This is a genomic window from Agromyces binzhouensis (assembly GCF_042672355.1).
In the GTDB taxonomy this organism is placed as follows: domain Bacteria; phylum Actinomycetota; class Actinomycetes; order Actinomycetales; family Microbacteriaceae; genus Agromyces; species Agromyces binzhouensis.
On the sequence record NZ_JBHXVJ010000001.1, the window covers coordinates 483,293 to 508,489 of the forward strand.

At 73.0% G+C, this 25,197-nt stretch carries 23 protein-coding genes; 11 read left to right on the plus strand and 12 right to left on the minus strand.

What is annotated here, in order from left to right:
* Positions 1-28: 28 nt before the first annotated feature.
* The 3 genes from ACFVHK_RS02375 to ACFVHK_RS02385 all read right to left on the minus strand — a co-directional run bounded on the left by ACFVHK_RS02375 (position 29) and on the right by ACFVHK_RS02385 (position 4,223).
* A complete protein-coding gene (locus ACFVHK_RS02375) occupies positions 29-901 on the minus strand; it encodes a carbohydrate kinase family protein (protein ID WP_376927407.1) in 873 nt (290 codons plus the stop codon).
* Between the two features lie 90 nt (positions 902-991).
* Positions 992-2,233, minus strand: coding sequence for a hypothetical protein (locus ACFVHK_RS02380; protein WP_376927408.1), 1,242 nt, complete (start codon positions 2,231-2,233; stop codon positions 992-994).
* On the minus strand, positions 2,226-4,223 hold the full coding sequence (locus ACFVHK_RS02385) for a hypothetical protein (RefSeq protein ID WP_376927409.1): 1,998 nt from the start codon (positions 4,221-4,223) through the stop codon (positions 2,226-2,228). The genes ACFVHK_RS02380 and ACFVHK_RS02385 overlap by 8 nt, the downstream gene beginning before the upstream one ends.
* Before the next feature lie 184 nt (positions 4,224-4,407).
* Between ACFVHK_RS02385 and ACFVHK_RS02390 the strand changes: the two genes are divergently transcribed.
* On the plus strand, positions 4,408-6,927 hold the full coding sequence (locus ACFVHK_RS02390) for an HAD-IC family P-type ATPase (protein WP_376927410.1): 2,520 nt from the start codon (positions 4,408-4,410) through the stop codon (positions 6,925-6,927).
* Here ACFVHK_RS02390 and ACFVHK_RS02395 read toward each other — a convergent pair.
* Positions 6,848-7,285 carry a hypothetical protein gene (locus tag ACFVHK_RS02395; RefSeq protein ID WP_376927411.1) on the minus strand — a complete coding sequence of 146 codons (438 nt, stop codon included), beginning with the start codon at positions 7,283-7,285 and terminating at the stop codon, positions 6,848-6,850. The two genes, ACFVHK_RS02390 and ACFVHK_RS02395, sit on opposite strands and share 80 nt — an antisense overlap.
* Positions 7,286-7,368: 83 nt before the next feature.
* Between ACFVHK_RS02395 and ACFVHK_RS02400 the strand changes: the two genes are divergently transcribed.
* Positions 7,369-8,355 (plus strand): acetylxylan esterase, encoded by a 987-nt coding sequence (locus ACFVHK_RS02400; RefSeq protein ID WP_376927412.1) that lies wholly within the window; start codon positions 7,369-7,371, stop codon positions 8,353-8,355.
* A 15-nt stretch (positions 8,356-8,370) separates the two neighbouring features.
* On the opposite strand, the gene ACFVHK_RS02405 is transcribed toward ACFVHK_RS02400, so the two are convergent.
* On the minus strand, positions 8,371-8,589 hold the full coding sequence (locus tag ACFVHK_RS02405) for a hypothetical protein (RefSeq protein WP_129234820.1): 219 nt from the start codon (positions 8,587-8,589) through the stop codon (positions 8,371-8,373).
* Positions 8,590-8,668: 79 nt separating this feature from the next.
* Entirely contained in the window at positions 8,669-10,252 is a 1,584-nt protein-coding gene (locus ACFVHK_RS02410; RefSeq protein WP_376927413.1) for a molybdopterin-dependent oxidoreductase, read from the minus strand.
* 148 nt (positions 10,253-10,400) lie between these two features.
* Between ACFVHK_RS02410 and ACFVHK_RS02415 the strand changes: the two genes are divergently transcribed.
* Positions 10,401-11,255, plus strand: a complete 855-nt coding sequence (locus ACFVHK_RS02415) for a DNA/RNA non-specific endonuclease (protein ID WP_376927414.1) — start codon at positions 10,401-10,403, stop codon at positions 11,253-11,255.
* On the opposite strand, the gene ACFVHK_RS02420 is transcribed toward ACFVHK_RS02415, so the two are convergent.
* A complete protein-coding gene (locus ACFVHK_RS02420; protein ID WP_376927415.1) occupies positions 11,218-11,793 on the minus strand; it encodes an RBBP9/YdeN family alpha/beta hydrolase in 576 nt (191 codons plus the stop codon). The two genes, ACFVHK_RS02415 and ACFVHK_RS02420, sit on opposite strands and share 38 nt — an antisense overlap.
* A 75-nt stretch (positions 11,794-11,868) precedes the next feature.
* On the opposite strand from ACFVHK_RS02420, the gene ACFVHK_RS02425 reads away from it, so the two are divergent.
* Positions 11,869-13,413: an FAD-dependent monooxygenase gene (locus tag ACFVHK_RS02425; RefSeq protein ID WP_376927416.1), complete on the plus strand. Its 1,545-nt coding sequence runs from the start codon at positions 11,869-11,871 to the stop codon at positions 13,411-13,413.
* Positions 13,414-13,451: 38 nt separating this feature from the next.
* Here the strand turns inward: ACFVHK_RS02425 and ACFVHK_RS02430 are convergent, their stop codons facing one another.
* Complete coding sequence (locus tag ACFVHK_RS02430) at positions 13,452-13,799, minus strand: hypothetical protein (protein WP_376927417.1); 348 nt, start codon at positions 13,797-13,799, stop codon at positions 13,452-13,454.
* A gap of 87 nt (positions 13,800-13,886) precedes the next feature.
* Here ACFVHK_RS02430 and ACFVHK_RS02435 point away from each other — a divergent pair, with 87 nt between their 5' ends.
* The 4 genes from ACFVHK_RS02435 (at position 13,887) to ACFVHK_RS02450 (ending at position 17,022) form a co-directional block, all read left to right on the plus strand.
* The gene (locus ACFVHK_RS02435) at positions 13,887-14,855 is read left to right on the plus strand and encodes an EamA family transporter (protein ID WP_376927418.1); all 969 of its coding nucleotides are present in this window, start codon (positions 13,887-13,889) and stop codon (positions 14,853-14,855) included.
* Between the two features lie 58 nt (positions 14,856-14,913).
* On the plus strand, positions 14,914-15,882 hold the full coding sequence (locus tag ACFVHK_RS02440) for an NAD(P)-dependent oxidoreductase (protein WP_376927419.1): 969 nt from the start codon (positions 14,914-14,916) through the stop codon (positions 15,880-15,882).
* Positions 15,883-15,967: 85 nt separating this feature from the next.
* Positions 15,968-16,615, plus strand: coding sequence for a hypothetical protein (locus ACFVHK_RS02445; protein ID WP_376927420.1), 648 nt, complete (start codon positions 15,968-15,970; stop codon positions 16,613-16,615).
* A 53-nt stretch (positions 16,616-16,668) separates the two neighbouring features.
* A complete protein-coding gene (locus tag ACFVHK_RS02450) occupies positions 16,669-17,022 on the plus strand; it encodes a DUF2834 domain-containing protein (protein ID WP_376927421.1) in 354 nt (117 codons plus the stop codon).
* A 116-nt stretch (positions 17,023-17,138) separates the two neighbouring features.
* Here ACFVHK_RS02450 and ACFVHK_RS02455 read toward each other — a convergent pair whose 3' ends face one another.
* On the minus strand, positions 17,139-17,711 hold the full coding sequence (locus ACFVHK_RS02455; protein ID WP_376927422.1) for a TetR/AcrR family transcriptional regulator: 573 nt from the start codon (positions 17,709-17,711) through the stop codon (positions 17,139-17,141).
* A gap of 149 nt (positions 17,712-17,860) precedes the next feature.
* On the opposite strand from ACFVHK_RS02455, the gene ACFVHK_RS02460 reads away from it, so the two are divergent.
* On the plus strand, positions 17,861-18,670 hold the full coding sequence (locus ACFVHK_RS02460; protein ID WP_207207069.1) for an oxidoreductase: 810 nt from the start codon (positions 17,861-17,863) through the stop codon (positions 18,668-18,670).
* Positions 18,671-18,696: 26 nt separating this feature from the next.
* A complete protein-coding gene (locus ACFVHK_RS02465) occupies positions 18,697-19,323 on the plus strand; it encodes a DUF1349 domain-containing protein (RefSeq protein WP_376927423.1) in 627 nt (208 codons plus the stop codon).
* Between the two features lie 21 nt (positions 19,324-19,344).
* Here ACFVHK_RS02465 and ACFVHK_RS02470 read toward each other — a convergent pair whose 3' ends face one another.
* From ACFVHK_RS02470 to pdxR, 3 genes are read right to left on the minus strand one after another with little or no spacing between them, the layout of a single operon-like run.
* Positions 19,345-20,661, minus strand: coding sequence for an FAD-binding oxidoreductase (locus ACFVHK_RS02470; RefSeq protein WP_376927424.1), 1,317 nt, complete (start codon positions 20,659-20,661; stop codon positions 19,345-19,347).
* A 54-nt stretch (positions 20,662-20,715) separates the two neighbouring features.
* The gene (locus ACFVHK_RS02475) at positions 20,716-22,854 is read right to left on the minus strand and encodes a S9 family peptidase (protein ID WP_376927425.1); all 2,139 of its coding nucleotides are present in this window, start codon (positions 22,852-22,854) and stop codon (positions 20,716-20,718) included.
* A 10-nt stretch (positions 22,855-22,864) separates the two neighbouring features.
* On the minus strand, positions 22,865-24,322 hold the full coding sequence (gene pdxR, locus ACFVHK_RS02480; protein WP_376927426.1) for a MocR-like pyridoxine biosynthesis transcription factor PdxR: 1,458 nt from the start codon (positions 24,320-24,322) through the stop codon (positions 22,865-22,867).
* Between the two features lie 77 nt (positions 24,323-24,399).
* Between pdxR and ACFVHK_RS02485 the strand changes: the two genes are divergently transcribed.
* A complete protein-coding gene (locus ACFVHK_RS02485; protein WP_376927427.1) occupies positions 24,400-25,119 on the plus strand; it encodes a pyridoxamine 5'-phosphate oxidase family protein in 720 nt (239 codons plus the stop codon).
* Positions 25,120-25,197 lie beyond the last annotated feature (78 nt).

Consider the following 25,197-nt stretch of genomic DNA (forward strand, 5'->3'; position numbering starts at 1 on the left):
CTGATCCGGGGCGCAGCCCCGTCCTCCCTCAGCCGACGAGCGCCTCGAGCGTCGGGTGCAGGTGCCGGGTCACGAGGACGGATGCCGCGTGCTGCGCGCCGACCTCCAGTGCGGCGTCCACGCCGGCCCCGTCGAGCATCGCGTGGAGCACGCCCGACATGAAGGCGTCGCCCGCGCCGTTCGCATCGCGCACCTCGACGGGCACCGCGTCGACCCGGTGCTCGGTGACGGCGCCGCCCTCCGACGCGAGTGCCACTGCTCCCTCCGCGCCGAGCGTGCACACGGCGAGCCGGGCGCCGGAGTCGATCACGCGTCGCAGGAACGGCATCGGGTCGCCGCCGAGCCGGTCGGCGTTGAGGAAGACCGCGTCGGCGGCGGCGAGGAACGGGAGGTGGAACTCGCTCGTGCCGTCGTAGTCGTGCAGGTCGGTCCAGATCGGTCGCCCCGAGGCCCGCGCATCGGGGATGAGCCGGCGCGACCGCTCGGAGAGGTCGAGCACGATCGCCGCGGCGTCCTCCATCGCGGCGGTCAGTCGGTCGTCCTCGGGCGAGTCCCGGTCGTCGGGGGTCGACAGGTAGATCGACACGCGCTCGCCGAGCGGCGTCATGAGGTTGAGGTGCCGTTCGGTGCGCGCCCCGTCCACGATGTCGAGTTCGAGTCCGTCGACGCGCTCGAGGATGCCGCGCAGGCGTTCGCCGTCGGGGTCCGACCCGATCAGGGTGAACAGGGTCACCGGCCGCCCGAATGCGGCGAGCCCGAGCGCCTTGCCCGCCGACGTGCCGCCCACCGTCTCGTGGTCGGCCAGCGCGAACTGCATGTGCGGCACGGGTTCGGGCAGGTGCTCGACATGCACGATCCGGTTCCACGACGCCGGCCCCGAGACCACGACCCTGCCGCTCACGTGCTGCTCCCGTCCGGCCCGCGCCGATCGCGGCGACCGGTCCCATCCTGCCGTCGTCCCGGATCGTCCGCGAACCGATGCCGCTTCGGGTCAGGCGGAGAGCGTGAAGTCGTATCGGATGACGCCGGACCGACCTGGGATGACGGACATCGGGGGCGGGGCGGGGGACGGCGGTCGGTCGCTTCGGACCAGGCGATCCGGGTTCGCGATCCTCGTGGACAGCTCGTCGAGCAGTTCGTCCTTCGGGATCTTCGTGAACCTGCCGTGCCGGGTCACCGAGATCGCCGCCCACACGTCGTCGCGGCCATCGGCGTTCAGCACGTCGTCGACGAACCTCACCGGGGTCGCGTTGTGGCTTCCGTGGTGACCCACCTTGTAGAACGTCGTTCGTGCCAGGAGGTCCCGCCGCACGTCATCGTCGAGGTTGACCTTCCACGTTCCCCACTGCGCGTCGCCCGGGAAGAGCAGCACGGCCTCGCCGATCTCGAACACGAGCATCAGGCTCGTGTTGTTGACGGCGCTCTCGAGCGCGACGGCGCCCATGAGCAGTGACCGCCGCGCGATCTCCCGGAGTCGCTCCTCGACCCCCATCTGGAGCAGCCCGGGCCCGGGGGCCGGGATCGGTTCGAACGGCAGGAGGTCCGACGTGTCGAGGTCGGGTCCGCCGCCGTCGGCGACGTGGAGGAAGCTCTCGCCGGATGGCGGGTTCATGTCCCGGATGACGTCCTCGTCGCGCGACGGTCCGAGGACGTGCACCTTCACCCCGGGCAGGACCTCCGAGGTGTCGAGCATGCCCGGCCGGCGTTCGAGGAAGCGCCGCGTGGCACCGCTCGATCCGCCCGCGAAGCCGCGATGCACCGTCGACATCGCCGCCTCGTTCGAGAGCGCGAGGGTGTTCTCGATGACGTGGTCGACCAACTCGGTCTCGGCGGCGGACATCGCCGCGAAGCGCCCCGCATCGCGGTCGACGCGCAACGAGTCGGCGAACGACGCCATCGTCTGGAGGATGTCGCGCGCGATCGGGTCGTCCGGATCCTCGGTCCAGGGCAGCCACACCTCGGACACGGCGACCCGCCGCCAGAGTTCGCTCGCGAAGCCCGACACGTGATCGCGGTGGCGGTGCGTGATCACGACGACGTCGATCGAGGGCCCCGATCCGTCGTCGACGTCGGCGATGATCCGCTCGACGACGTCGTCGATGCTCCCTGCCGAACCTCGCTTGATCGAGCCGCAGTCGACCAGGACCTTCCGTTCCCCGCCGTCCGCGGGGATGCGGAGCAGGAAGCAGTCGCCGAAGCCGACGTTGTACATCGAGACCGTGACCTCACCCACGATCGGCTCCCCCCTCATCGGGTCGGTCGTCGGCCCGGCGATCGCCCCCCGACCTGTCCGGTCGGCGAACCGGCGTCATCTGGTGCACCAACGCGAAGTCGAACCGCTCCTGCATCCGGAGGGCGAATCCCTCGTCGTCGCCGAACCACGCCGACCGAGGGTCGCGCTGGTCGCATTGGTCGACGAACTCGGCGATCTCGGCCAGCCGCCCGGTCGCGGCTCCTCGGTCGTCGACGCCGCCGGTGAGCGGCTTGGCGACCACGTAGCGAGGGGATCCGTCGCCCGAGAACACGACCGTGGTCCCGGCACGGACGTCGAGTCCGCCGACCGGACCCGCGGGACCGTCGCCGCCGACCTGTACGAACTGCGCGATCGCCTCGGTGAGCGGAAGGCCATCGCCGCCGACCCTGAACACGAGGTCGAGGCCGTCGACCACGATCGGTCGGTCGGGAGAGTCCGGTGCGAGGCCGAGCAGTGCATGATGGCGCTGCCCGTAGGCGCGCACCTCCTGCTCCAGGTCACCCCGCTCGTGTTGCCGGCGTTCGATGCGCTTCTTGATGCGGGCCGACGTGTCGGCGTCCTCGCCGGCCGGCGCTGCACCCCACTCGGCGACCTCGAAGGCTGCCAGCCTGTCGAGCACCGTCGGGGCGAGCGGTTCCGGGGCGTCGCCGGCCGGGCTCGTGATGCCCGGCCACAGCAGGGACTCCTCGTTGGCCGAGAACACCCCCTTCGGATGGATGCCGCGAGACAGGAACGCGTCGACGAGATTGGCGCGCAGATCATAGGGATCACTGGGGTTGAGCTCGCGATCCGCGGTGACCAGGGCCCGCAGGTAGTCGCTGAACGTGATGTCGAGCGGTGGCAGGTAGTCGAAGGCACGGATGCACAGGTCGAGGACTCGCTGGGCGGTGTCGCCCGCCTCATCCGTGATCCGCCCGACCAGCTCGGCGCCGAGGAAGCCCTCGCCCAACAGCCCGGTTCCGCCGGTCGCGATCCGGATGAGATCCTCGACCCGCGCGGCGTAGGTCGAGAAGAAGGCGTCGAAGACCGCACGGACCAGCACGGCGCCGCGATCGTGCGGCTCGAACGTGTCCTCGTAGGTCGCGATCTCGTCGATCCGGTCGCGCGCGCTGCGCAGCGCTCGGCCGGCCCCGGTGGAGTGACCGAACTGGGCGGCCAGCTCGAGCAGCGGCCCCGGCCGCGACAGGTCGGTGCGACCGGCTTGGACGGCGTCCGCGAGCACGCCGGGGAACCCGAAGTGCTGGAAGATCGCGACGATGTCGGCGATGGCCTCGTGGAACGCGTAGACGTCCTTGTTCGTGGCCTCGCGGAACCGCGGCCGGAGGTTGTGGACGATCGCGTGCGTGACCTCGTGGGCGATGATGTCGTGGGACAGGCACGTGAAGATCCACTGGTTGGGCAGGTTGCCGCCGGGGTCGTCGGGATCGGCCCGGAAGTACCCGAAGTAGATGGCGTTCGTGGCGGGATCGAAGAACGCGTTGCGTCCACGGAATGCGTGTGGGATGAGCGCGACGGGCTCTCGGAACTGCACCCTGCGCCCGAGGGCTCGCTCGAAGTTCGAGACCACCTTCATGGCGACGGCGTAGACCATCTGCTGGTGGAACTTCGGGTCGTCGACCGTCGGCGGGAGTCCGCCACCCGCGACGAGGCTCGGGTCCTCCAGGTCGACCACCTCGTAGTACTGCTCACGAGCGGCGTCGTAGTCGACGACGTCGAACAGCCGACCTCGAAGCCGGACGTCGACCCCGCCGTGCTGGTCCACCTGGAGCGATTCATGGGGGATCTCCAGCGAGATCCGGAACCGTCGCCGTCTCCCGAGCTGTGGATCGAACGCGTAGATCTGAAGCTGCCTGGAGGCCAGGGCGCCGTGCCCGCGAACGGTCGGCTGCGACGAGCCGAGGTCGCGGGGCATCTCCGGCGACCCGTACTGCTCGGACGGAACCGTTGAGAACTTCGAGACGGATCGCATGATCGACTCCTTCCCCCGATGAGGTCGAGCGTATGGACTCGGGCGACGATCCTCCACCGGTTTCCGGACGACAGCCGAGGGCCGAAACCCGATTCCGGATCGCATCGACCGAACCGCCGGTCCGATCGGGCGACCGGCGCGGAGGGTGCTGCGCCGCCGGACCGGCCTGTGGTGGGATGACCGGGTGGGCACCGGGGAGAGGGCCATCGACGAGCGCAGCGACGGACTGAGCGCGGGCGAGGTCGCCGAGCGTGTCGCGCGCGGGGAGACCAACGCGTTCGAGAGCCCGACGAGCCGGAGCGCCTGGAGCATCGTCAAGGCGAACGTCTTCACGCTCTTCAACGGGATCATCGCGGCGTGCTTCGTCGCGTTGCTGCTCATCGGCCGCTGGCAGGATGCGCTCTTCGGCTTCAGCGCGATCGCGAACACGATCATCGGCTCGTGGCAGGAGTTCAACGCCAAGCGCGCGCTCGACCGGCTCGCGCTGCTGCACGCGCCGAGCGCGCGCGTCCGGCGCGACGGGCGCGAGCACGACGTGCCGCTCGCCGACGTGGTCCTCGACGACCGGCTCGTGCTGCGCGCGGGCGACCAGGTTCCGGCCGACGCGAAGGTCGTGGCATCCGAGCGCCTGCAGCTCGACGAGTCGATGCTGACGGGGGAGTCCGACCCCGTCGACAAGCAGCCCGGCGATGAGGTCCTGTCGGGGTCGATCGTCATCGGCGGCGCCGGGGCCGCCGTGGTCGACCGCGTCGGCGCCGACTCCTTCGCGAACAAGTTGTCGAGCGAGGCCAAGCAGTTCTCACTCGTCGCATCCGAGCTGCGGTCGTCGCTGAACCGGCTGCTCGGCTGGATCGCCTGGATCATCGGCCCCGTCAGCCTGCTCGTGCTCAACGCGCAGATGGTCGCCCAGGGCGGGTGGGCCCAGGCGATCGAGTCGGGCCTGTGGGACGAGGCGGTGGTCGCGACCGTGGCGGCCATCGTCGCGATGATCCCGCTCGGCCTCGTGCTGATGACGAGCATCGCGTTCGCCGTCGGCGCGGTGCGCCTCGCGAGCCGGAAGGTGCTCGTCCAAGAACTGCCGGCGGTCGAGGGCCTCGCACGGGTCGACCTGATCTGCCTCGACAAGACCGGGACCCTCACCGAGGGCGACATCGTGTTCGACGCGGCGCACCCGGTCGCGCTCGAGGCGCCGGACGGCTGGACCGATGTCCTCGCCTGGTACGGCGCCGACCCCGAGGCGAACGCGACCGCGCGGTGCCTCGTGGAGCCGTACCCCGTGCGGCGGGCGCTCGAACCGCAGGCGCGCATCGCCTTCGCGTCGTCGCGCAAGTGGAGCGCGGTCGGCTTCCCGGGCGGGGGCACGTGGGTGCTGGGCGGTCCCGAGATGGTCTTCCCCGCCTCGGATGCCGCCGACGGGCCCGCCACCGCGGGGCTCCGCGATCGCGCGGCCGGGCTGGCCGCCAGCGGACGCAGGACGTTGGTGCTCGCGCACAGCCCCGACGAGCTGACCGCCGAGCGGGCCGAGGCCGAACGGCTGCCGCGATCGCTGACGCCGGTCGTCCTGCTCACGTTCCGCGAGAACGTGCGCGGCGACGCGCGCGAGACCCTCGAGTACTTCGCCGCGCAGGGCGTGGCCGTGCGGATCATCTCGGGCGACAACCCGCAGACGGTCGCCGCGATCGCCCGCGAGGTGGGCGTGGACGCGCCGCACGGGATCGACGCGCGCACCCTGCCCGACGACCTCGACGAGCTCGGAGAACTGCTCGAGCGCGAGGTGGTGTTCGGCCGCGTGACGCCGGCGCAGAAGCGCGACATCGTCACGGCGCTGCGCCGCCGCGGTCACACCGTGGCCATGACCGGTGACGGCGTGAACGACGCGCTGGCGATCAAGGAGGCCGACATCGGCATCGCGATGGAGTCGGGTTCGTCGGCCACCAAGGCGGTCGCGCGCCTGGTGCTCCTCGACGGACGGTTCTCGCACCTGCCGGGGGTGGTCGCCGAGGGTCGCCGGGTCGCGGCGAACATCGAGCGCGTGTCGATGCTGTTCCTCACCAAGACCGCGTACGCGACCGGCCTGGCGGTCCTGTTCGGGGTCATGCTGCTGCCCTTCCCGTTCCTGCCGCGGCAGCTGTCGGTCACCGACGCGCTCACGATCGGCTTCCCCGCGTTCTTCCTCGCGCTGATGCCCAACGCGCGCCGCTACGTCCCCGGGTTCCTCCGTCGGTCGTTGAGCTTCGCGATCCCCGCGGGCATCGTCATCGCGCTCGTCCTCGCCCTCTACAGCCGCATGGCGACCGACGCCGGGATCCCGGAGGACGAGCTCCGGAGCGGTTCGACGCTCGTTCTCGGCATCGTCGGGCTCTGGGTGCTCATCGTGCTCTCGCGCCCCATCGACGGGTGGAAGATCGTCATCATCGGCGGGATGGCGATCGGGCTCGTCGCGATCTACGCGATCCCGCTCGCCGCCGACTTCCTCGAACTCGTCGAGCTGACCGAGACCACCGCGGTGCTCGCGCTCGCCGCGTCGCTCGCCGCGATCGCGGGCATCGAGGTCGTCCGGTTCGTGCACCGGCGAGCCGTCGCCCGGATGACCCCGACGGTGCCGGCGGCGCTCGTCGCCGCAGTCAGGCAGACGGCCCCGGGCGTGTCGAACGCGCCTCGCGGAAGTACCGAGCCCCCCGACCGGTCCACAGCACGAGGATGACGGCGACGGGCACGATCGCCCCGAGGGCGGACCGGATCGCGTCGGCGTCGCGAACGAGGTCGAGCGCCGTCGTCGCGAGCGAGAGGCCCATGAGGACGGTGACGAAGATCCGGGCGGAGTTGCGCGCGCGGGTGAGTCCCGAGGCCATCGCGATCGTGAGCAGGCCGATCAGGATGAGCGCCGCGCCGAGCAGCGTGACCGGGAGCTGCTCGCCCTCCCGCTGGACCTCGGCGTCGTAGCGGGCGAGGACGAGCAGCACGCCGAGGGCGATGTCGACCAATCCCGCGAGGTAGGTCAGCACGACCACGGCGATGATGCGCTTCGGCGGGCGCGGCGTCGACCGCGTCTCATCGCTCATGTGGTCCTCCCCGGTGCCCGCGATGCCGTCAGCCTACGGGTACGCTGGCGACCACCCCGGCCGCCACCCAGCGAGGAGTCCGCATGCCCTTCTTCGACCTGCCCGCCGCCGAGCTCCGCGCGTTCCGTCCCGAGGTCGCCGAACCCGCCGACTTCGACGAGTTCTGGGCCGGGACGCTCGCCGCGTCGCGCACCGTGGCGCGGCCGCCGCGGCTGACGCGCGTCGAGTCGCCGCTCGCGCTGGTCGAGGTCCACGACGTCGAGTTCTCCGGGTACGCGGGCGATCCCGTGAAGGGCTGGTTCCTGGTGCCGGCGGATGCCGCGGGGCCGCTGCCCGCGGTGGTCGAGTACAACGGCTACGGCGGAGGTCGGGGCCTCCCGCACGAGCGGCTGCAGTGGGCGGCATCCGGCTACGCGTACTTCTTCATGGACACCCGCGGACAGGGCAGCGCGTGGGGCACGGGCGGCGGCACGCCCGACCCGCACGGCACCGGGCCGTCGTTCCCCGGATTCATGACCCGGGGCATCCACGACCCGGCCGAGTACTACTACCGGCGCGTCTTCACCGACGCGGTGCTCGCGATCGACGCGGTGCGCTCGCTCGACGCGGTCGACGCCGACCGGGTCGCCGTCACGGGCGGCTCGCAGGGCGGCGGCATCGCGCTCGCCGCGGCCGGGCTCGCCGAGGGGCTCGTGGGGGCGATGCCCGACGTGCCGTTCCTCTGCTGCTTCGAGCGGTCGGTGGGCCTGACCGACCGCGACCCGTACCAGGAGATCGTCCGGTACCTCTCGATCCACCGGGATGCCGCGCCGAGCGTCTTCCGCACGCTCTCGTACTTCGACGGCGTGAACTTCGCCAAGCGCGCGACCGCGCCCGCGCTGGTGTCGGTGGCGCTCATGGATCCCGTGTGCCCGCCGTCGACCGTCTACGCCGCGGCCAACCACCATGCGGTCGGCGCGCAGGTCGTCGAGTACGCGTTCAACGAGCACGAGGGCGGGCAGGGCCTGCACTGGCAGCGGCAGGCGGCGTGGCTCGCCGACGTGCTGGCGACGGGGTCGGCATCGGGCTGACCCCGGCGACGCCGATCAGAGTTCGCGTGCGACGTACCGCTCGATCTCCGCGTCGGTCGCGGTGATCCCGGCGTCGGCCAGCCGGAGCCGCAGCTCGGCCTCCTCGTCGTGCGCGTGACCGAGGCGCAGGTCGCTCCGGACCTGTTCGAGGATGCCGGCGATGCGGTCGGCCCGACTCGCGTCGCCCGCGCCCTCCTCGATCGGCTCGTCCTGGGTGTGCGGGGTCTCGGCCATGGTCCCTCCATCCGGCGGCGCGGAAGCCGCCTTCCACGATGCTCGTCGCGAGCGCGACATCCGTCGAGGCATTGACAGCTCACGTCACGGTGATCAGGGTGCGCTGCCATCCGGTCGAGCCGTCCGGCGCGATCGGGGCGCGCTCCTCGACCTGGACGCGCCCGTCGCGGTCGACGGCCCGCACCGTCGCGTAGTGGGTTCCGGGCGCGGCATCCCACTCGAGCATCCACTGCACCCACGTGTCGGCGTTGACCGGCGTCGACAGCGTCGCCGTGCGCCACTCGCCGTCGTCGATGCGCACCTCGACGCGCTCGATGCCGACGGTCTGCGCCCACGCGACCCCGGCGATCACGCCGGGACCGGCGGGGACGGGGCGGCCCGGCTTGGGCGTGTCGATGCGGGAGGACATCTTGATCGGCGCCTCGGCGCTGTAGCCGCGGGGCGTCCAGTACGCCTCGTCGGCGGCGAAGGTCGTGACCTGCAGGCGGGTGAGCCACTTCGTCGCCGAGACGTAGCCGTACAGCCCCGGCACGACCATCCGCACGGGGAAGCCGTGCTCGAGGGGCAGCGGCTCGCCGTTCATGCCGACCGCGAGGATCGCGTCCCTGCCGTCGTCGGTCAGCGCCTCGAGCGGGGTCGACGCGGTGAATCCGTCGACGCTCCGGGAGAGGACCATGTCGGCACCGGGTTGCGGACCGGCCAGGCGCAGGACGTCGCGCACGGGCACGCCGAGCCAGATCGCGGTGCCGACGAGGTCGCCGCCGACCTCGTTCGACACGCACGTGAGCGTGACGCCGTACTCGTCGAGCCCCATAGAGACGAGGTCGTCGAAGGTCAGCTCGATGCGCCGGTCCACCATGCCGTCGACGACGAGCCGCCACGTCGACGGGTCCACCGCGGGAACGGTGAGGGCCGTGTCGACCCGGTAGAAGTCCGCGTTCGGCGTGATCAGCGGGCTGAGCCCGGGGACGTCGAGCTCGGCGCCGGCCGGCAGCTCGACGACCGAGCGCGGTCGCGGCAGTCGCAGCGCTTCGCGGATCGCCGCGATGGACGACGTGGCGGCGGTCGCCAGCCGGGCCCCGAGGCCGACGACGACGGCGGATGCCGCGGCGATGCCGGTCAGCACGAGGAAGGCCCGTCGGTCGAGCCGCGGGTCCCGCCCGTCTCCCGCCGTGTCGGTCGCCGTCGCCCCGTCGCGCCAGGTGCGCAGCCGGATGACGGCGGCGCGCAGCAGCAGGACGCCCGCGACCGTGCCGGCGACCGCCGGCAGCCACGACCAGCCCGACGCGCCGGCTCGCGTCGCGGTCGCCGCGACGGAGGCCGCCCCGGCGAGCCCCATCGCCACGAGCCCGAGCGGCGGCCGGGAGGACTGCAGGATCCCGGATGCCGCGCTCGCGACGACCACCGCGAGGCCGAGCCCCCCGAGCAGGACCGGCTTGTCGGCCTCGCCGAACGTCGCGATCGCGAACTCCTTCAGCGGCTGCGGCACGATGTCGATGACGAACGCGCCGACCGCGAGCACGGGGCTCGCCTCGCGCGCGACGAGCAGGGCGACGAGCTCGGCGACCGCGAGGAAGGCGGCGCCGGCGGCGATCCCGGCCACGCCGGCCCAGGCGACCCATCGCAGGCGGGCCCCGCGCCTCTGCGCCGTCGTGCGCGTCATGGTCCCTCCGCAACCGCGGGGAGTCGGGAGCCCGCGTGGGAGTGGTTCGTCGCAGTCGCCGATCCGGTTCGGCGTGGCGTCGTGCCGTCGTGCGCCGAGCCGAGCCGCGGCCTGCACGGGTGTCGGCGGTGCGTGGTGTGCTGGATGCATGGGCTTCGATGCACGGTTCCTGGGGGTCGAGGCGCCGATGCCGTCGGTTCCCGAGGCCGACGCCGCGGCATCCGTCGCCCTCGACCACGTGCACTTCACGATCGTGCTCGACACGCGCCGACGGTTCGCGCGCATGACCGGCGTCAACGTCGACGGCGCCGCGCTCGTCGAGGTCGAACGGCGCGACGCCTGGGAGTACGACGCCCGCATCCCGGAGGACTGGCAGGCCGGGCCCGAGGTGTACGCGCGCAACGACCTCGATCGCGGGCACCTCGTCCGCCGCCGCGACCCGGTCTGGGGTCCGCCCGAGGTCGCGGCCCGCGCGAACGCCGAGACCTTCCGCTACCCGAACGCGGCGCCGCAGCAGGCCGAGTTCAACCAGTCGCTCGAGCTGTGGAACGGGCTGGAGGACCACGTGCTCGCGTTCGCCCGCGTGCACGCGCAGCGGCTCAGCGTGTTCACCGCGCCCGTGCTCGCGGCCGACGACCCGCCCTACCGCGGCATCCAGGTGCCGCTGCGATTCGTGAAGGTCGTCGCCTGGCGTTCAGGCGACGAGCTCGCCACGGCCGGCTTCCTGCTCGACCAGGCTCCCGTCGTCGACCTCGGCGATCCGATGCGGAGCAGGGCGGACATCGCCGCGCGCGAGCGCGCCCGCGTCGCCGCCGGAGCGACCGCGGTGCCCGACCTCGGCCCGTTCCGCACGTTCCAGGTGGCGGTCGCCGACGTCGCGGCGATCACCGGGCTCGAGATGCCCCTGCTCGTCGCCGCCGACCGCATGCCGCACTCGCTCTCCGGCGACGACGGCCCGCGCGAGCTCACGCAGCCGGAGGACCTGCGGCTCGGCGCGCCGTAGTCGCGACGTCCTCGAGCAGCTGGAGTCCCTCCGGCCACTCGCCGAGCCCGCTCGCGGCGTTCACGTGCCCGCGCGCCCCGAGGTCGACGAAGCCGGCGCCCCACGCCGCCGCGAACGCCGCGCTCCGCGCGAGTTCCGCGTAGAGGTCGTCCGTCGAGGCGAGCACGGTGGCGCGGAGGCCGAGCGGCGCGCTCGGGAGCGTGAACCCGCCGGTCACCGCCGCAGGAGGGAAGGCCGGGCCGGACGGGTCGGGGGGAGCGACCAGGAAGGCGCCCGCCGTGCGCGCGGACGCGGCGTCCGCCTCGATCGCCCAGCGCGCGACCGCGAGGCAGCCCAGGCTGTGCGCGACGAGCAGCGGCGGGGTCGGGCTCGCCGCGACCGCGCGGTCGATCGCGGCGACCCAGTCGGCGACCTCGGGCTCGTCCCACGACGCCGGGGCGATCCGGAGCGCGCCGGGCAGGGCCGCCTCCCAGCGCGACTGCCAGTGCTGCGGACCGGAGCCACCGATGCCGGGGACGATGACGAGGGGGTGGGTCACGGCGACAGCATGGCATCCCGGGCCGCGCCGGGCCGACGCATTCCGTCATCGATCGGGCGGTGACAGGCTGGGAGCATGGCGGAACCCGAGATCCTCCGCACCGACGTGCTCGTCGTGGGCGCGGGGCCGAGCGGGCTCATGGCCGCGGTGGTCCTCGCGCGTCGCGGCGTCGACGCGATCGTCGTGGACGGCAAGGACGGCCCCACCCACGAGTCGCGCGCACTGCTGGTCCAGGCGCGCTCGATGGAGCTGTACGACCAGCTCGGGCTCGCCGACCGCGTCCTCGCCGGCCGCGCCGAGGCGAGCGGTGCGGTGCTCGGGTTCCGGCACCGCGAGCTCGGGCGGATCCCGCTGCGACGGTTCGGCGAGGGGCTCACGCCCTTCCCCGACCTGACGGTCTTCGAGCAGAGCCGCAACGAGCGCCTGCTCGTCGATGCGCTCGCCGAGTCCGGGCGCGAGGTGCGCTGGCGTCACCGACTCGTCGCACTGCGGTCGCAGACGTCCCTGGTCTCTGCCACCCTGGACGGCCCCGACGGCCGCGTCGTCGTCGAGGCGCGGCACGTCATCGGCGCCGACGGCGCGCACTCGGCCGTCCGCGAGCTGCACGGCATCCCCTTCGAGGGCGTGACGAACCAGCACACGTTCTTCGTGGCGGACGCGATCGGCGTCAGCGGCCTCGTCGAGGGCTGGGTGAACGTCCGCTTCGCACCCGACGACCTGCTGCTGTCGTTCCCGATGGGTGGGGAGGGGCACCACCGCATCCTGGGCGTGGTGCGCGACACCGAGCTCGAGGGTGCGGACGAGCTGTCCGAGAAGCTGCTCCGTTCGCGCCTGGCACGAGGGTTCACGGTGGGCTACCGATCGTCGACCTGGTTCGCGACCTACCGACTCCACCATCGCGTGGCGGCGCGGTTCCGCGACGGGCGGTGCTTCCTCATCGGCGACGCCGCGCACATCCACTCTCCCGTCGGCGGCCAGGGCATGAACACGGGCCTCCAGGACGCGCACAACCTCGCGAACGCGCTCGGCGACGTGCTCGTCGGCGGGATGCCGCCGGCGCGCCTCGACCGGTACGAGGCCGAGCGCCGGCCGGTCGCGCTGAAGCTCGTCGCCACGACGGACCGACTGTTCGCGAACGTGACCTCGGAGTCGCGCCTCGCGCACGCCGTCCGCGGACGCATGGTCCCGACGGTCGGACGCCTGCTCGCGCCCGTGCTCCCGCGGATCCTCGGTGGAGACCGCGTGTTCGGCCTCATCTCGCAGATCCGGATCAGGTACCGGATGTCCGAGCGGACGCCCTCGCGCGCCCAGGTGCGCGACGACGTCGTGGGCAAGCGGCTGCCGTACACCGGAGGCGACCCGTCGAACTTCGATGCGCTGCGCTCGTTCGGGTGGCAGGTGCACGGGTACGGCGCGCCGGCCGAGCTCGTGCGCGGCGTCGCCGCATCGCTCGGCCTCGAGCACCACGTCTTCCCGCCTGCGGCAGGGCGGCTCCGCTCGGACCGGCTCTACCTCGTGCGCCCGGACGGGTTCGTGGCGGCCGAGGCGAGCGTCACCGCCGGGCGGCGCGCGCGGCGGGGAGCGGTGCCGGCGAGCTTCCTCGAGCAGCTCGACGGCTGAGCGCGCTGCGCCGGCGGGGCCCAGCTCCGCCCGCCGGTTCAGCCCCCGGCCGGCGCCTCCTCAGAGGCGGCGACGGGCACCGGCGCGACGCGCGCGGTCCAGGCCGCGGCGTCGCGCGACATCGTCCAGGGCTCGGTGCGGCGCAGGCCGTGGCATCCGAGCACGACCTTCGCGACGCCGTCGGCCAGGTCGCGCGACGACGGCGGGTTGATGCGGTCGAGCTCGTCGAGGCTGAACGCGTCGACCGCGATCGGCTCGATGCCTCCCGCCGTGTACAGCAGCAGGTCCCACGACTCGACGTCGTCGGTCACGACGACCCGGCGCAACTCCACCCGCCCCGCGTGCTGCACCTCGTCGTCGGTCAGGCCTCCGAATGGCTTCGTCATCGTGCACCCCTGATCCCAGCCAACCGCAGCGGGGGGCGGCCGTGCGACAGGCGCGGGGGCGAGTCGCGCACCGCGTATCGTCGTCCCGTGACGCACGAGACCGACCCGGTGCCCGTCGGGGCCGCCGACGGCGCATCCCCGGCCCGCCGTCGAGTGGCCGGAGCCGCGACGCAGCTCGGCACGGAGGTGTCGATCAACTTCGGCTCCTCGCTCGCCGGACTCGTCATCCCCGTCGTCGGCGCGTTCGTCGTCGTGGCGGTCCGCCAGCTGGTCATGGCCGCCGCGGTGCTCCCGTTCTATCGTCCGAAGCGTGCGAGCCTCACCTGGCGACGGCTCCGCCCGGCGATCGCCCTCGGTGTCGTGCTGGCCGTCATGAACGTCTCGTTCTACGTCTCCATCGACCTGCTCGGACTCGGCATCGCCGCGACGATCGAGTTCCTCGGGCCGCTCGCGATCGCGCTGTTCGCCTCCCGTCGCCTGCTCGACGTCGGGTGCGCCGTCGCCGCCGGTGCGGGCGTCGTGCTGCTGATCGCTCCGGGCATCGGGGCGGATGCCGCGCCCGCATCGTCGTCGGCGGGTGCGGGCGTCGACCCCGTCGGCGTGCTGTTCGCGCTCACCGCAGCCGCCAGCTGGGCCGCCTACATCCTGCTCACGCGCCGCGTGGCGACCCGCCTTCCGGGGCTCGAGGGCCTCACGGTCGCGAGCCTCGTCAGCCTCGTGCTGCTGCTGCCCGTGGCGATCTGGACGTTCGATGCGGCCGTCGTCGACTGGCGCGTGGCCGGGCTGCTCCTCGGCGTCGGCGTGCTCAGCTCGGCGCTGCCGTACAGCCTGGACACCTACATCCTCCGGCGCATCACGCCGCGCCTCTACGCGATCATCACGAGCTTCGGCCCGGTGATCGCGGCGGTCTTCGGCGCGCTGGTCCTCGGTGAGTCGTTCACGCCCGTCGAGGCGAGCGCGATCGTCGTCGTGTGCGGTGCCGCCGCACTGGCGCTCGCCACCCAGCGGGATCGCCCGGTCAGCGACCTCGAGGTCACCGCCCAGACGATTCCCTGAGCCGGCGGGACGAGCGGCCCGTGCGCGGGTGCGCCGGGCGTCGTAGCGTGGGGAGCGGGTGCGGCACGGAGCCGTCCGCGACGTCGAGGAGGACGCGATGGCCGTGATCGGGTGGATCGGGCTCGGGCACATGGGCGGGCCGATGGCCGCCCACCTCGTCGAGGCGGGACACGAGGTCATGGGCTTCGACGTCGACGCGGGCATGGCCGAGCGCGCGGCGGGCACGGGCGTGCGGGTGGTGCCGGATGCCGCGGCGGCGGTGCGCGATGCGGACGCGGTGTTCACGTCGCTGCCGAGGTCCGAGCACTCGCGCGACGTGCTCATCGGAGGAGCGGGCGGCCGGGTCGGCGTCTTCGACGTCGTGCGGCCCGACGCCCTCGTGCTCGACACGTCGACGGTGGACGTCGCCACGTCGCGCGCCTGCCACGACGCGGCGGAGGCCCGCGGCATCCGCTTCGTCGATGCACCCGTCTCGGGCGGGATCGCCGGTGCGCAGCCCGGAACGCTGACGTTCATGCTCGGCGGCGAGGAGGCCGCGACCGGTGACGCGGCCGGGCTCGTGACGCCCATGGCCGGGCACGTGTTCGTCGTCGGCGGGCCGACGGCCGGCATCGCCGCGAAGCTCGCGAACAACCTCATGCTCTTCATCACGCTGCAGGCCTCGTCGGAGGGCGCGCGGCTCGCGGAGGCGCTCGGGCTCGACCCGACGGTGTTCCACGACATCGCGACCGTGTCGTCGGGCGACTCGTGGCCGTTGCGCACCTGGTACCCGGTGCCCGGCGTCGTGCCGACGAGCCCGGCGAACCGCAACTTCGACGCGACGTTTACCACGCGCCTGGCCGAGAAGGACCTCTCGTACGCGCTCGAGGCCGGCGAGGCCGCCGGGCTCGACCTGGCCGCGGGCCGGCTCGCCATGGAGCGGTTCAGCCGCCTCATCGAGGAGGGCTACGGCGACCTGGACTGCAGCCTGGTGGTCAAGTACGTCGGCCGCGACGGCCGGACGCCCGGGTTCGATCCGGACGCGTAGGTCGGCGGGCCCGCGAGGCGCGAGCTCGCGGCATCCGTTCACCTCGACCTCGGTACCCTCGAAGGGGCGAGGCGAGGAGGTGCGGATGGGCGGATTCCCGTGGCCGTGGCGTCGACGCGGCCGGGTCAAGATGGCGCCGTTCGACCGCTCGCGGCTGCCCGAGGCGCGCCTCGCATCGTTCGACGAGATGCTCGAGGAGGGCATGCTCATGGCCGAGTCGGCCGGGCGCATGGCGCTGAAGAACCGCCTGATCGTGCACGCGCTCCGCACCGACGAGCCGTTCTCCGACGAGCACGCCGCAGCCGAGGCACGAGCGGTGCTGTACGAACTGGTGCAGGAGGCCGACGAGGCCGCGGAGCACGTGGCCGACGAGCGCGCCGTCGCCGGCAAGCGCGAGGGCCGCTCGCAGCACCAGCACGACTACCACCGCGACGACCTCCTGAACCTCCGCCGCCGCGAGAAGGTCTACGCCTCGGTCGCGAAGGATCTCTGGACCAAGCGGTCGGACGACGCCTACGTCGCGCACTTCGTCGAGCGCGCGCGCGACGACGCCTGGCAGGAGCTCGGCTCCGCGATCGAGCAGGAACTCGACCGGCGTTGGCCGCGCTACGACGAGGAGCCCGACTACGCGGAGCACCGCGCCGAGCGCATGTCCGACGTGGGCGGCGATCTCATGCGCGACCTCGCGCGGCTCGAGGCGCAGCGCGCCGTCGAGGCGATCCCCGAGTACTGACGCGCCCCCGCGGCATCCGTCGCTCGAGCCGCCCGGCCCGGCACACTGGGCGCATGACCCGTCACTGGACCCCGCTCGCCGTCGTGTACCTCGTGGCCGCCATCGCGGGCCTCGTCGGCACCTGGACGTACAACGCGATCGCGATCGCCGAGCGGAACGACTTCATCGGCGACCTCGTCTCGAGCGGCCCGGCGGTGTCGTCGATCACGACCGACCTGCTCGTGGTCGCGGTGGCGGGCAGCATCCTGATCGTCGCCGAGTCGCGCCGACTCGGGATGCGCTTCGCATGGGCGTACATCGTCGGGTCGGCGCTGACGGCGTTCGCGTTCACGTTCCCGCTCTGGCTCGCGATGCGCGAACGGCGGCTGGCGTCGATGCGGGAGGTGGCGAGTGGTGTCGACGTCTGAAGCCGACCCGAGCGAGCACCACCGTCGTCGATTTCGGCGGGTGCGCGGGGCCGCGCACCCGCACCGACCGACGACAGCCGCGAATGGCGGATGGCACCGGACGATCCCGCCGCGAGTCAGTCGCGGGCGACGTCAGCGGGGGCCGGCGCAACGAGAGCCTCGACGTCGTGGCGGACGCGCTCCCGCATGTCGATGCCCCGGAGCGACGGTCGCAGCCCCGTCGGCGCCTGCAGCCAGGCGGCCACGGCCCCGGTGACCCCGACGAGGAGCTCGGCGGGCGACTCGCCGGTCGGCAGCCCACCGGCCTGCTGCACCCGCCGGATCGCGTCGAGCTTCTCGCCGTAGAGTTCCAGCTCGCGCGCCGTGGCCTCGCGTGCATCGAGCGTGCGACGCGCCTGGAACCGGACGACCTCGGGGTTGCCGACGGCATAGTCGAACAGTGCGACTGCGTAGGCGGGCAGGTCGTCGGGCTCGAAGGGCACCTCGGCGTGCACGCGCTCGATGACCTCGTCGACGACCGCGTCGTACAGGCCCTCCTTGCTGCCGAAGTAGGCATAGATCATGCGCTGGTTGGCTCCGGCCGCCTCGGAGATCCCGGCGATGCGAGCACCGGCGAACCCGCCCTCGGCGAACTCGGTGAGCGCCGCGGCGAGGATGCGACGACGGGTCTGAGCGGCATCCCTGACCACGGTTCGTCCCCCTTCGTTCCCGCCGGCCCATGCGTCGTGCGCCGGACCGATCGGCGTGTCGCCGAGAAGTAAGTAAGTAGTTGTTGACATCGTACCGCACCCTCGCGTAGCGTGAGTAAGCAACCAGTTACTTACATGGAGGATCCATCATGGTCAAGACCGCACTCGTCACCGGCGCCTCGTCGGGCATGGGCCGTGAGATCGCCCTCAAGCTCGCGGCCGACGGGTACACGGTGTACGGCGCGGCCCGCCGCGTCGACCGCATGCGCGACCTCGAGTCATCCGGCATCCGCATCATCGGCATGGACGTCACCGTGGACGACCAGGTCGTCGCGGCGGTCGACCGCGTGATCGCAGAGACCGGCCGCATCGACGTGCTCGTGAACAACGCGGGCTTCGGGCTCTACGGCGCCGTCGAAGACACGTCGATGGACGACGTGCGCTACCAGTTCGACGTCAACTTCTTCGGCGTCGCCCGTCTCACCCAGCTCGTGCTGCCGCACATGCGCGCGCAGGAGTCGGGTCGCATCGTGAACATCTCGTCCGTCGGCGGCGAGATCTACACGCCCCTCGGCGCGTACTACCACGCGACCAAGCACGCGCTCGAGGCATGGTCCGACGCGCTGCGCTACGAGGTCGCCCGATTCGGGATCGACGTGATCATCGTCCAGCCCGGGCTCATCGACACCGAGTGGTCGGGCATCATGGCCGGCACGCTCCTCGAACGGAGCGGTCGCGGCGCGTACGCGCCGTTGGCGCAGGCGGTGGTCGCGCGGAGCGGGGGCGAACTCGGGAGCTCCTCGCCCACGGTGATCTCCGACGCCGTCTCACGGGCCGTCTCGGTGCGTCGACCGCGCACCCGCTACGCCGTCGGGCGCATGGCCAAGCCGCTCATCGCGGCCCGCCGCGTCCTCTCCGACCGTGGATTCGACCGGCTGCTCGCGGCCGCGGCGCGCTGACGTCCGCTGGGGATAGCGTTGCTCGCATGACCGACGCAGCTTCCGACGGATCCGCCGCTCCGTGGGACGCGGGGATCTGGACCCGCGACCCCCTCGACGTCCGAACGGACGGCGACGGGATCGTCGTCGTGGCCGCCGAGGGCAGCGACTTCTGGCGGACGACCCAGTACGGCTTCGTGCACGACGACGGCCACGCGCTGCTCGGTCCGTGGCCGGCGGATGCCGCGGTCGAGGTCACCGTCGACACGTCGACGCTCACGGGCCTGTACGACCAGGCGGGACTCTTCCTCCGCGGCGGCGACGAGCTCTGGATCAAGGCGGGCCTCGAGGTGAACGACGACGTCCTCCACGTCGGTGCGGTCGTCACGAATCGGGTGTCCGACTGGTCGCTCGCCCCGGTGCCCGAGTGGGCGGGCGAGGTCGTGACCGTGCGGGCGAGCCGCTCCGGCGTCGACGGCGATGCGGTGACGCTGCGGGCGCGCGCGGGCGACGGGCCGTGGCGCACCATCCGGGTGGCCCCGTTCGATGCGGATGCCGCGACCGCCGGCCCGATGGTGTGCGCGCCGACCCGCGCCGGCCTCGAGGTGCGCTTCACGGGGTGGGCGTTCGTGCCGGCCGACGTCGACCTGCACGAGGATCCGCCGGTCGGCTGACCCGCGCCTCGCAGCGTCGCGCTACGGCGTGATGTGGTGGCTGGCCCGGAACACGTCGCCGGGGTCGAACTCGCGCTTGATCGCTCGCAGGCGCGCGAGCGTCTCGGGCGGGAAGATCTCGGTCACGATGTCGGCCCCGAACTCGGGCGTGAAGTTCGAGTAGCGGCCGTTCGTGAATGCCATCGCGGCGTCGATGCCGTCGTGTGCCGCCGCGACCGTCTCGGGGGCCGCGTCAGCCGGAACCAGCCGGTTCACCGCGAAGAGCGCCTGCCCGTCGCGCTGGGCGACGGCCGTGGCATCCGTCGGCACCCGCGAGAACGCCCCGCCGAGCGCGCGGAGCAGCAGCATCGTGTGGATCTCGTGGTCGAGCGTCGCGGCGAACGCATCGAGCGCGGCGTCGGAGAGGTCGGGCACGAAGCCGTTGCCGCCGACGAGCTCGAACGGCGGCTCGCCGGGCGGGGCGTCCTCGAGCAGGTCGCCGTAGCCCACCGGTGCCAGCGAGACGTGCGTGACCGACGGCAACGAGAGCAGTGGCTGGAGCAGGCGCCGGAGCTCCTCCTCGGAGCCCTGCAGCGCGACCACGAGCTGGGGACCGGCAGGCATCTCGGGCATGAGCGGCGGCATGACCATGAGCGTCGAGTTGAGCTCGTCGGGGCCGTCGCGCATGACGTCGCGCCAGGCTCCGAGCACCGCGCGCGCGTCGGACTGGTCGAACATCACCCGACCGCCGACGAGGCCCTCGACGTGCGCCGCCTGGTAGGTGAACCGCGTCGCGACGCCGAAGTTGCCGCCGCCGCCGCGCACCGCCCAGAAGAGGTCGGGGTGCGACTCGGCGTCGACCTCGAGCACCTCGCCCGCGGCGGTCACGAACTCGACCCGGCGGAGGACGTCGATCGTCAGCCCGTGCGTGCGGACCAGCCACCCGATGCCGCCGCCGAGGGTGAGTCCGCCGACGCCGACGTCGCGCGTGTCGCCGGAGGTGACGCCGAGGCCGTGGGGTGCGAGCGTCGCCGCGACGTCGCCCCAGTGGGCCCCTGCGCCCACGTGGACGAGCCCGTCGCCCGCGACCTCGATCGAGGAGAGCGCGGAGAGGTCGATCATGACGCCGCCCGCCGCGGCAGGCGGGGACCCGTGCCCGCCCGAGCGGACGGTCAGGGGGACGCCTGCCGCCGCGGCGGAGCGCACCGCCTCGGCGACCTCGGCGGCGGAGGTCGGGCGCACGACCGCATCGGGCGTGCCCTGGCCGGCGAAGACGTGGGCGCCGGCCTCGTACTCGGGGGTGCCGGGCGCGTGCACGCGCCGGGGCATCCGCTCACTCAGTTCGGTGACGAACGACATGACGGTCAGTCTGGGCCCGGCCGCCGACATCCGCGACCCCTGTTCAGGCGTCGGCTACTCCCCGCTCGGGTGCGCCCCCGCCGCGTCGATGATCCAGGCGTTCGCGAACGCACGCTCGCGCCAGGCCGCGTACCGACCCGAGACGCCCCCGTGGCCCGCCGCCATCTCGATCTTGAGGAGCGGGTCGGCGCCCACCTCGCGGAGGCGCGCGACCCACTTCGCCGGTTCGACGTAGAGCACGCGCGTGTCGTTCAGCGACGTGATCGCGAGGATCCGCGGGTAGCCCACGGCGTGCACGTTCTCGACGGGCGAGTACGACTTCATGTACGCGTACACCTCGGGGTCGTCGAGCGGGTTGCCCCACTCGTCCCACTCGATGACGGTCAGCGGGAGCGACGGGTCGAGGATCGAGGTCAGCGGGTCGACGAACGGCACCTCGGCGACGATCCCCGCGAAGAGCCGCGGCGCGAGGTTCGCGACCGCGCCCATGAGCAGGCCGCCGGCCGACCCGCCCTGCGCGACGAGGTGGTCGGGCGTGGTGACGTCGCGGTCGACGAGGTGCTCGGCCGCGGCGATGAAGTCGGTGAAGGTGTGCTTCTTGTGCAGCTTCTTGCCGTGCTCGTACCAGAGCCGGCCCATCTCGCCGCCGCCGCGCACGTGCGCGATCGCGAACACCATGCCGCGGTCGAGGAGCGAGAGCCGCGGGATCCCGAAGGCCGGGTCGATCGCGTGCTCGTACGAGCCGTAGCCGTAGAGGAGCGTCGGCGCCGGCTCGCCGAGCGTGACGAGGTCGTGCCGGTAGACGAGCGAGATCGGGACCTTGGTGCCATCCGGCGCCGTCGCCCATTCGCGCTTCTGGGCGTATCGCTCGGGGTGGTAGTCGCCGAGCACGGGCTGCTGCTTGCGCACCGTGCGGGTGCCGGATGCCACGTCGACGTCGATCACCATCGACGGCGTCACGAAGCTCCCGTAGCCGATCCGCAGCGACGGCTGGGCCCAGTCGGGGTTCGCGCCGACGCCGGCGCTGGCGAGCTCCTCGTCGAAGGCGAGCTCGTGGAGCGTGTCGTCGGGCGTCGCGTCGGCGGGGATGCCCTGCGGCGGCACCTTCGCGATCGCCACGCGCGGCAGCCCGTCGCGCCGGTACTCGAGCGCGACGAAGTCGCGGAAGCCGTGGGCCGCCTCGATCCGGATCCGCGGGTCGTGGGGGAGCAGCACCCGCCGGTCGCCCTGCGGGTCGTCGGCCGCGACGCTCACGAGCTCGAAGTTCACCGCGTCGCCCTCGTTGTGGATGACGAGGAGCCGGTCCCTGCCGCCCGCGACGACGTGCTCGACGTCGTACTCGACGCCGTCCCGTCGGGGCCAGACGACGCGGAACTCCCCGGTCGGGTCGTCGGCGTCGAGCAGCCACGACTCGCTCGTGACGTGCGACCCGGCCTCGAGCACGAGGTAGCGGCGGCTGCGGGTGAGGCCGACGCCGAGCCAGAAGCGCTCGTCGGGCTCGTGGAAGACCTTCGCGTCGGCCGATGCGGGCGTGCCGACCTCGTGCCGCCAGACCGTGTCGGGCCGCCACGCGTCGTCGACGGTCGTGTAGAAGACGTAGCGCCCGCTCTGGTCGAACAGCGCGCCCGCGGCGGTGCCGGGGATCTCGTCGTCGAACTCGCGACCCGAGCCGCCGAGGTCGCGCAGGCGGATCGTGTACCGCTCGTCGCCCTCGACGTCGACGCCGTAGAGCAGCGTCGAGCCGTCGGCGGTGACGTCGAAGCTGCCGAGCGAGAAGAACTCGTGGCCCTCGGCCTCGACGTTGTCGTCGAGCAGCACCTGCTCGCCGGGCAGCGGTGAGCCGTCCTCGGGGATGGCGGGCGGTTCCCAGTCGTCGGCCGCTCGCGCCGGCACGCGGCAGTGGATGCCGTACTGCAGCCCCTCGACCGTGCGCGAGTAGTACCACCAGTCGCCCTCGCGGGTGGGGACGCTGAGGTCGGTCTCCTTGGTGCGGTCCTTGATCTCCTCGAACACCTGCTCCTGGAGGAGCGCGAGGTGCCGGGTCCTCGCCTTCGTGTAGGCGTTCTCCTCCTCCAGGTGGGCGATGACCGCCGGGTCGTCCTTGTCGCGCAACCACTCGTAGTGGTCGATCACCACGTCGCCGTGGTGGGTGCGTTCGGTCGGTCGCTTCTCGGTCACCGGAGGAGTCAGCACGGGGTCAACGCTACGCCGCCTCGACGACCGCCCGCACTCGGGCGAGCGCGTCCGCGAGCCGGGAGTCGGGCGGCGACGCGTAGCCGAGCACGATCCCGGACGGGCCCTCGCCCGGCACGGCCGAGTACTCGGCGAGCGGCGCGACGAGGATCCCGTCGTCGGCGAGCCGGGCGACGACGCGCGCCGAGGCCGAGGGGGACGGCAGTCCGACCACGGCGTGCAGGCCGCCGTCGAGCCCGGAGAGCGGGGCGCCGTCGATGCCGTCCAGCGCCTCGATGACGAGCGTTCGGCGGTGCGCGTAGTCGCGCTTGGCCGCGGCGATGTGCCGCCGCACCGCGCCGGTCGCGAGCAGTTCGGCCGCGGCCGCCTGCGCGATGCCCGGCACGGGGCAGGTCTCGTCGTCGCGGACGGCGGCGACGGCCTCGCGCAGCGCCGGGTTCGCGGGCAGCACGAGGTAGCCGAGCCGCAGCCACGGCGTGAGCACCTTCGAGAAGCTGCCGATGAGCACGGCGTGGCCCGTGCGGTCGAGCGAGGCGAGCGCGGGCAGCGGTGGACCGACGTGGCGGAACTCGCTGTCGTAGTCGTCCTCGAAGACGAGCGCGTCGGATGCCTCGGCCCAGTCGAGCAGCGCCAGGCGCGTCGCGACGGGCAGCCGCCCGCCGAGCGGGTACTGGTGGCTCGGGGTCACGAGCACGGCGTGCGGTGCGGGGCGGATGCCGCGGAGCGCGTCGACCTCGATGCCGTCGCGGTCCACGGGCACGGGGACGGTCTCGAGCGCGCCGCGCCGCACGAGCACGCGACGTGCCGACGGGTACCCGGGGTGCTCGACGGCGACCCGCGGGGTGCCGTCGACGAGGATCCGCAGCGCGGTCGCGAGGAGCGCGACGGCGTCGCTGGTGCCTGCGGTGACGACGACGTCGTCGGGTGAGCAGGTCACGCCGCGGGCGTGTCGCAGGTGCTCGGCGATCTCGGCGCGGAGGCGGGGCGAGCCGAAGTCGGGCGCGGTGTCGTCGGGCACGGTGTCGCGCGCCGCGGCGCGCCAGGCCGCGCGCCATGCGCGCTCGTCGAGCCTCGCGGTCGACGGCCGGCCGGGCCGCAGGTCGAGCGCCGCGCCCCGCTCGGTGATGACGGTTCCTGCGGGTCCGGCGACCTCCGCACGCGCATCGACCGTCGACCCGGGACCGGCGACCGCGGGGGCGGGCTCCGGCGCCGGGGGCGTGGCGAGCGGTGCGACGCGGGTCGGCGCGCCCTGGCGCACCTCGAGGTAGCCCTCGCCGGCGAGCTGGTCGTAGGCGGCGACGACCGAGCTGCGTGCGACGCCGAGCTCGGCCGCGAGCGCCCTCGTCGACGGCAGCGGATCGCCGGTCCGCAGCGTCCCGGCGAGGATGCCGCGCCGGAGTCCGTCGACGAGCTGCACGCCGAGCGGTCGGTCGTCGCTTCGGTCGATCGTGAGCAGCGGTCCGTCCATCGCATCCTCCACTGGACTGGTCGAGTGAACGAGAACTGGTCTGCTCACCATACCAGCAGCACGCGCACACTGGTCGCATGACCACCGCCCAGAGCCCCGCCGCCGGCCCCGGCGCTCCCGCCCGTCGCATCCGCCGCCTGCCCGACCGCGAGACGGTCGACCGCTTCGCGCTCCACGAGCTCCTCGATGCCGAGCTCGTCGGGCACCTGGCGGTCGTCGCCGGCGACGCGCCGGTCGTCGTCCCGATGGGCTACGCGCGCGTCGGCGAGCACCTCGTGCTGCACGGCTCCACCGGGGGCGGGTTCGCGCTCCGCGCGGCATCCGCCCGCACACCCGTCGCCTTCGCCGTGACGGCGGTCGACGGCCTCGTCTACGCGCGATCGCTGTTCGACAGCTCGATGAACTACCGCAGCGCGACCGTGCAGGGGGTGCTCGAGACGGTGCCCGATGACGAGGCGGATGCCGCGCTGCTCGCGTTGTCCGAGCGGCTCATGCCGGGCCGCACGGCCGAGGTGCGGGGCGTGCGGCGCAAGGAGGTCGCCGCGACGCGCGTGCTCCGCCTGGCGCTCGACGACGTGGTCATGAAGCAGCGGAGCGGCGGTCCGTCGGAGGAGGAGGGCGACGGCGAGGACCACGCGGCCTGGGCGGGCGTCGTGCCGCTCGAACGGCGCTGGGGGGTGCCGATCGCCTCGGGGCTGACCCCTGAGGGCACGCCCGTACCGGATTCGGTGCTCGCGCTGGCGACGCGGTCCTCGCCGGCGGCCACGCTCGACGAGGCGTCCGAATCGGCCGCCTGAGGTGCCTCAGGGGCGGGGCGGCCGACGGAGATACGCCGATCCGCCGATGGGCGCCCGCCTCCTCAGGGAGCACCATCA

What these genes read in the sequence shown, in the direction of transcription:
- pdxR (WP_376927426.1), bottom strand. Translation starts at nt 24,322, where the DNA reads ATGGACGGACCGCTGCTCACGATCGACCGAAGCGACGACCGACCGCTC.
- ACFVHK_RS02395 (WP_376927411.1), bottom strand. Translation starts at nt 7,285, where the DNA reads ATGAGCGATGAGACGCGGTCGACGCCGCGCCCGCCGAAGCGCATCATC.
- ACFVHK_RS02465 (WP_376927423.1), top strand. Translation starts at nt 18,697, where the DNA reads ATGACCGACGCAGCTTCCGACGGATCCGCCGCTCCGTGGGACGCGGGG.
- ACFVHK_RS02460 (WP_207207069.1), top strand. Translation starts at nt 17,861, where the DNA reads ATGGTCAAGACCGCACTCGTCACCGGCGCCTCGTCGGGCATGGGCCGT.
- ACFVHK_RS02415 (WP_376927414.1), top strand. Translation starts at nt 10,401, where the DNA reads ATGGGCTTCGATGCACGGTTCCTGGGGGTCGAGGCGCCGATGCCGTCG.
- ACFVHK_RS02425 (WP_376927416.1), top strand. Translation starts at nt 11,869, where the DNA reads ATGGCGGAACCCGAGATCCTCCGCACCGACGTGCTCGTCGTGGGCGCG.
- ACFVHK_RS02400 (WP_376927412.1), top strand. Translation starts at nt 7,369, where the DNA reads ATGCCCTTCTTCGACCTGCCCGCCGCCGAGCTCCGCGCGTTCCGTCCC.
- ACFVHK_RS02445 (WP_376927420.1), top strand. Translation starts at nt 15,968, where the DNA reads ATGGGCGGATTCCCGTGGCCGTGGCGTCGACGCGGCCGGGTCAAGATG.
- ACFVHK_RS02430 (WP_376927417.1), bottom strand. Translation starts at nt 13,799, where the DNA reads ATGACGAAGCCATTCGGAGGCCTGACCGACGACGAGGTGCAGCACGCG.
- ACFVHK_RS02450 (WP_376927421.1), top strand. Translation starts at nt 16,669, where the DNA reads ATGACCCGTCACTGGACCCCGCTCGCCGTCGTGTACCTCGTGGCCGCC.
- ACFVHK_RS02410 (WP_376927413.1), bottom strand. Translation starts at nt 10,252, where the DNA reads ATGACGCGCACGACGGCGCAGAGGCGCGGGGCCCGCCTGCGATGGGTC.
- ACFVHK_RS02385 (WP_376927409.1), bottom strand. Translation starts at nt 4,223, where the DNA reads ATGCGATCCGTCTCGAAGTTCTCAACGGTTCCGTCCGAGCAGTACGGG.
- ACFVHK_RS02405 (WP_129234820.1), bottom strand. Translation starts at nt 8,589, where the DNA reads ATGGCCGAGACCCCGCACACCCAGGACGAGCCGATCGAGGAGGGCGCG.
- ACFVHK_RS02485 (WP_376927427.1), top strand. Translation starts at nt 24,400, where the DNA reads ATGACCACCGCCCAGAGCCCCGCCGCCGGCCCCGGCGCTCCCGCCCGT.
- ACFVHK_RS02470 (WP_376927424.1), bottom strand. Translation starts at nt 20,661, where the DNA reads ATGTCGTTCGTCACCGAACTGAGTGAGCGGATGCCCCGGCGCGTGCAC.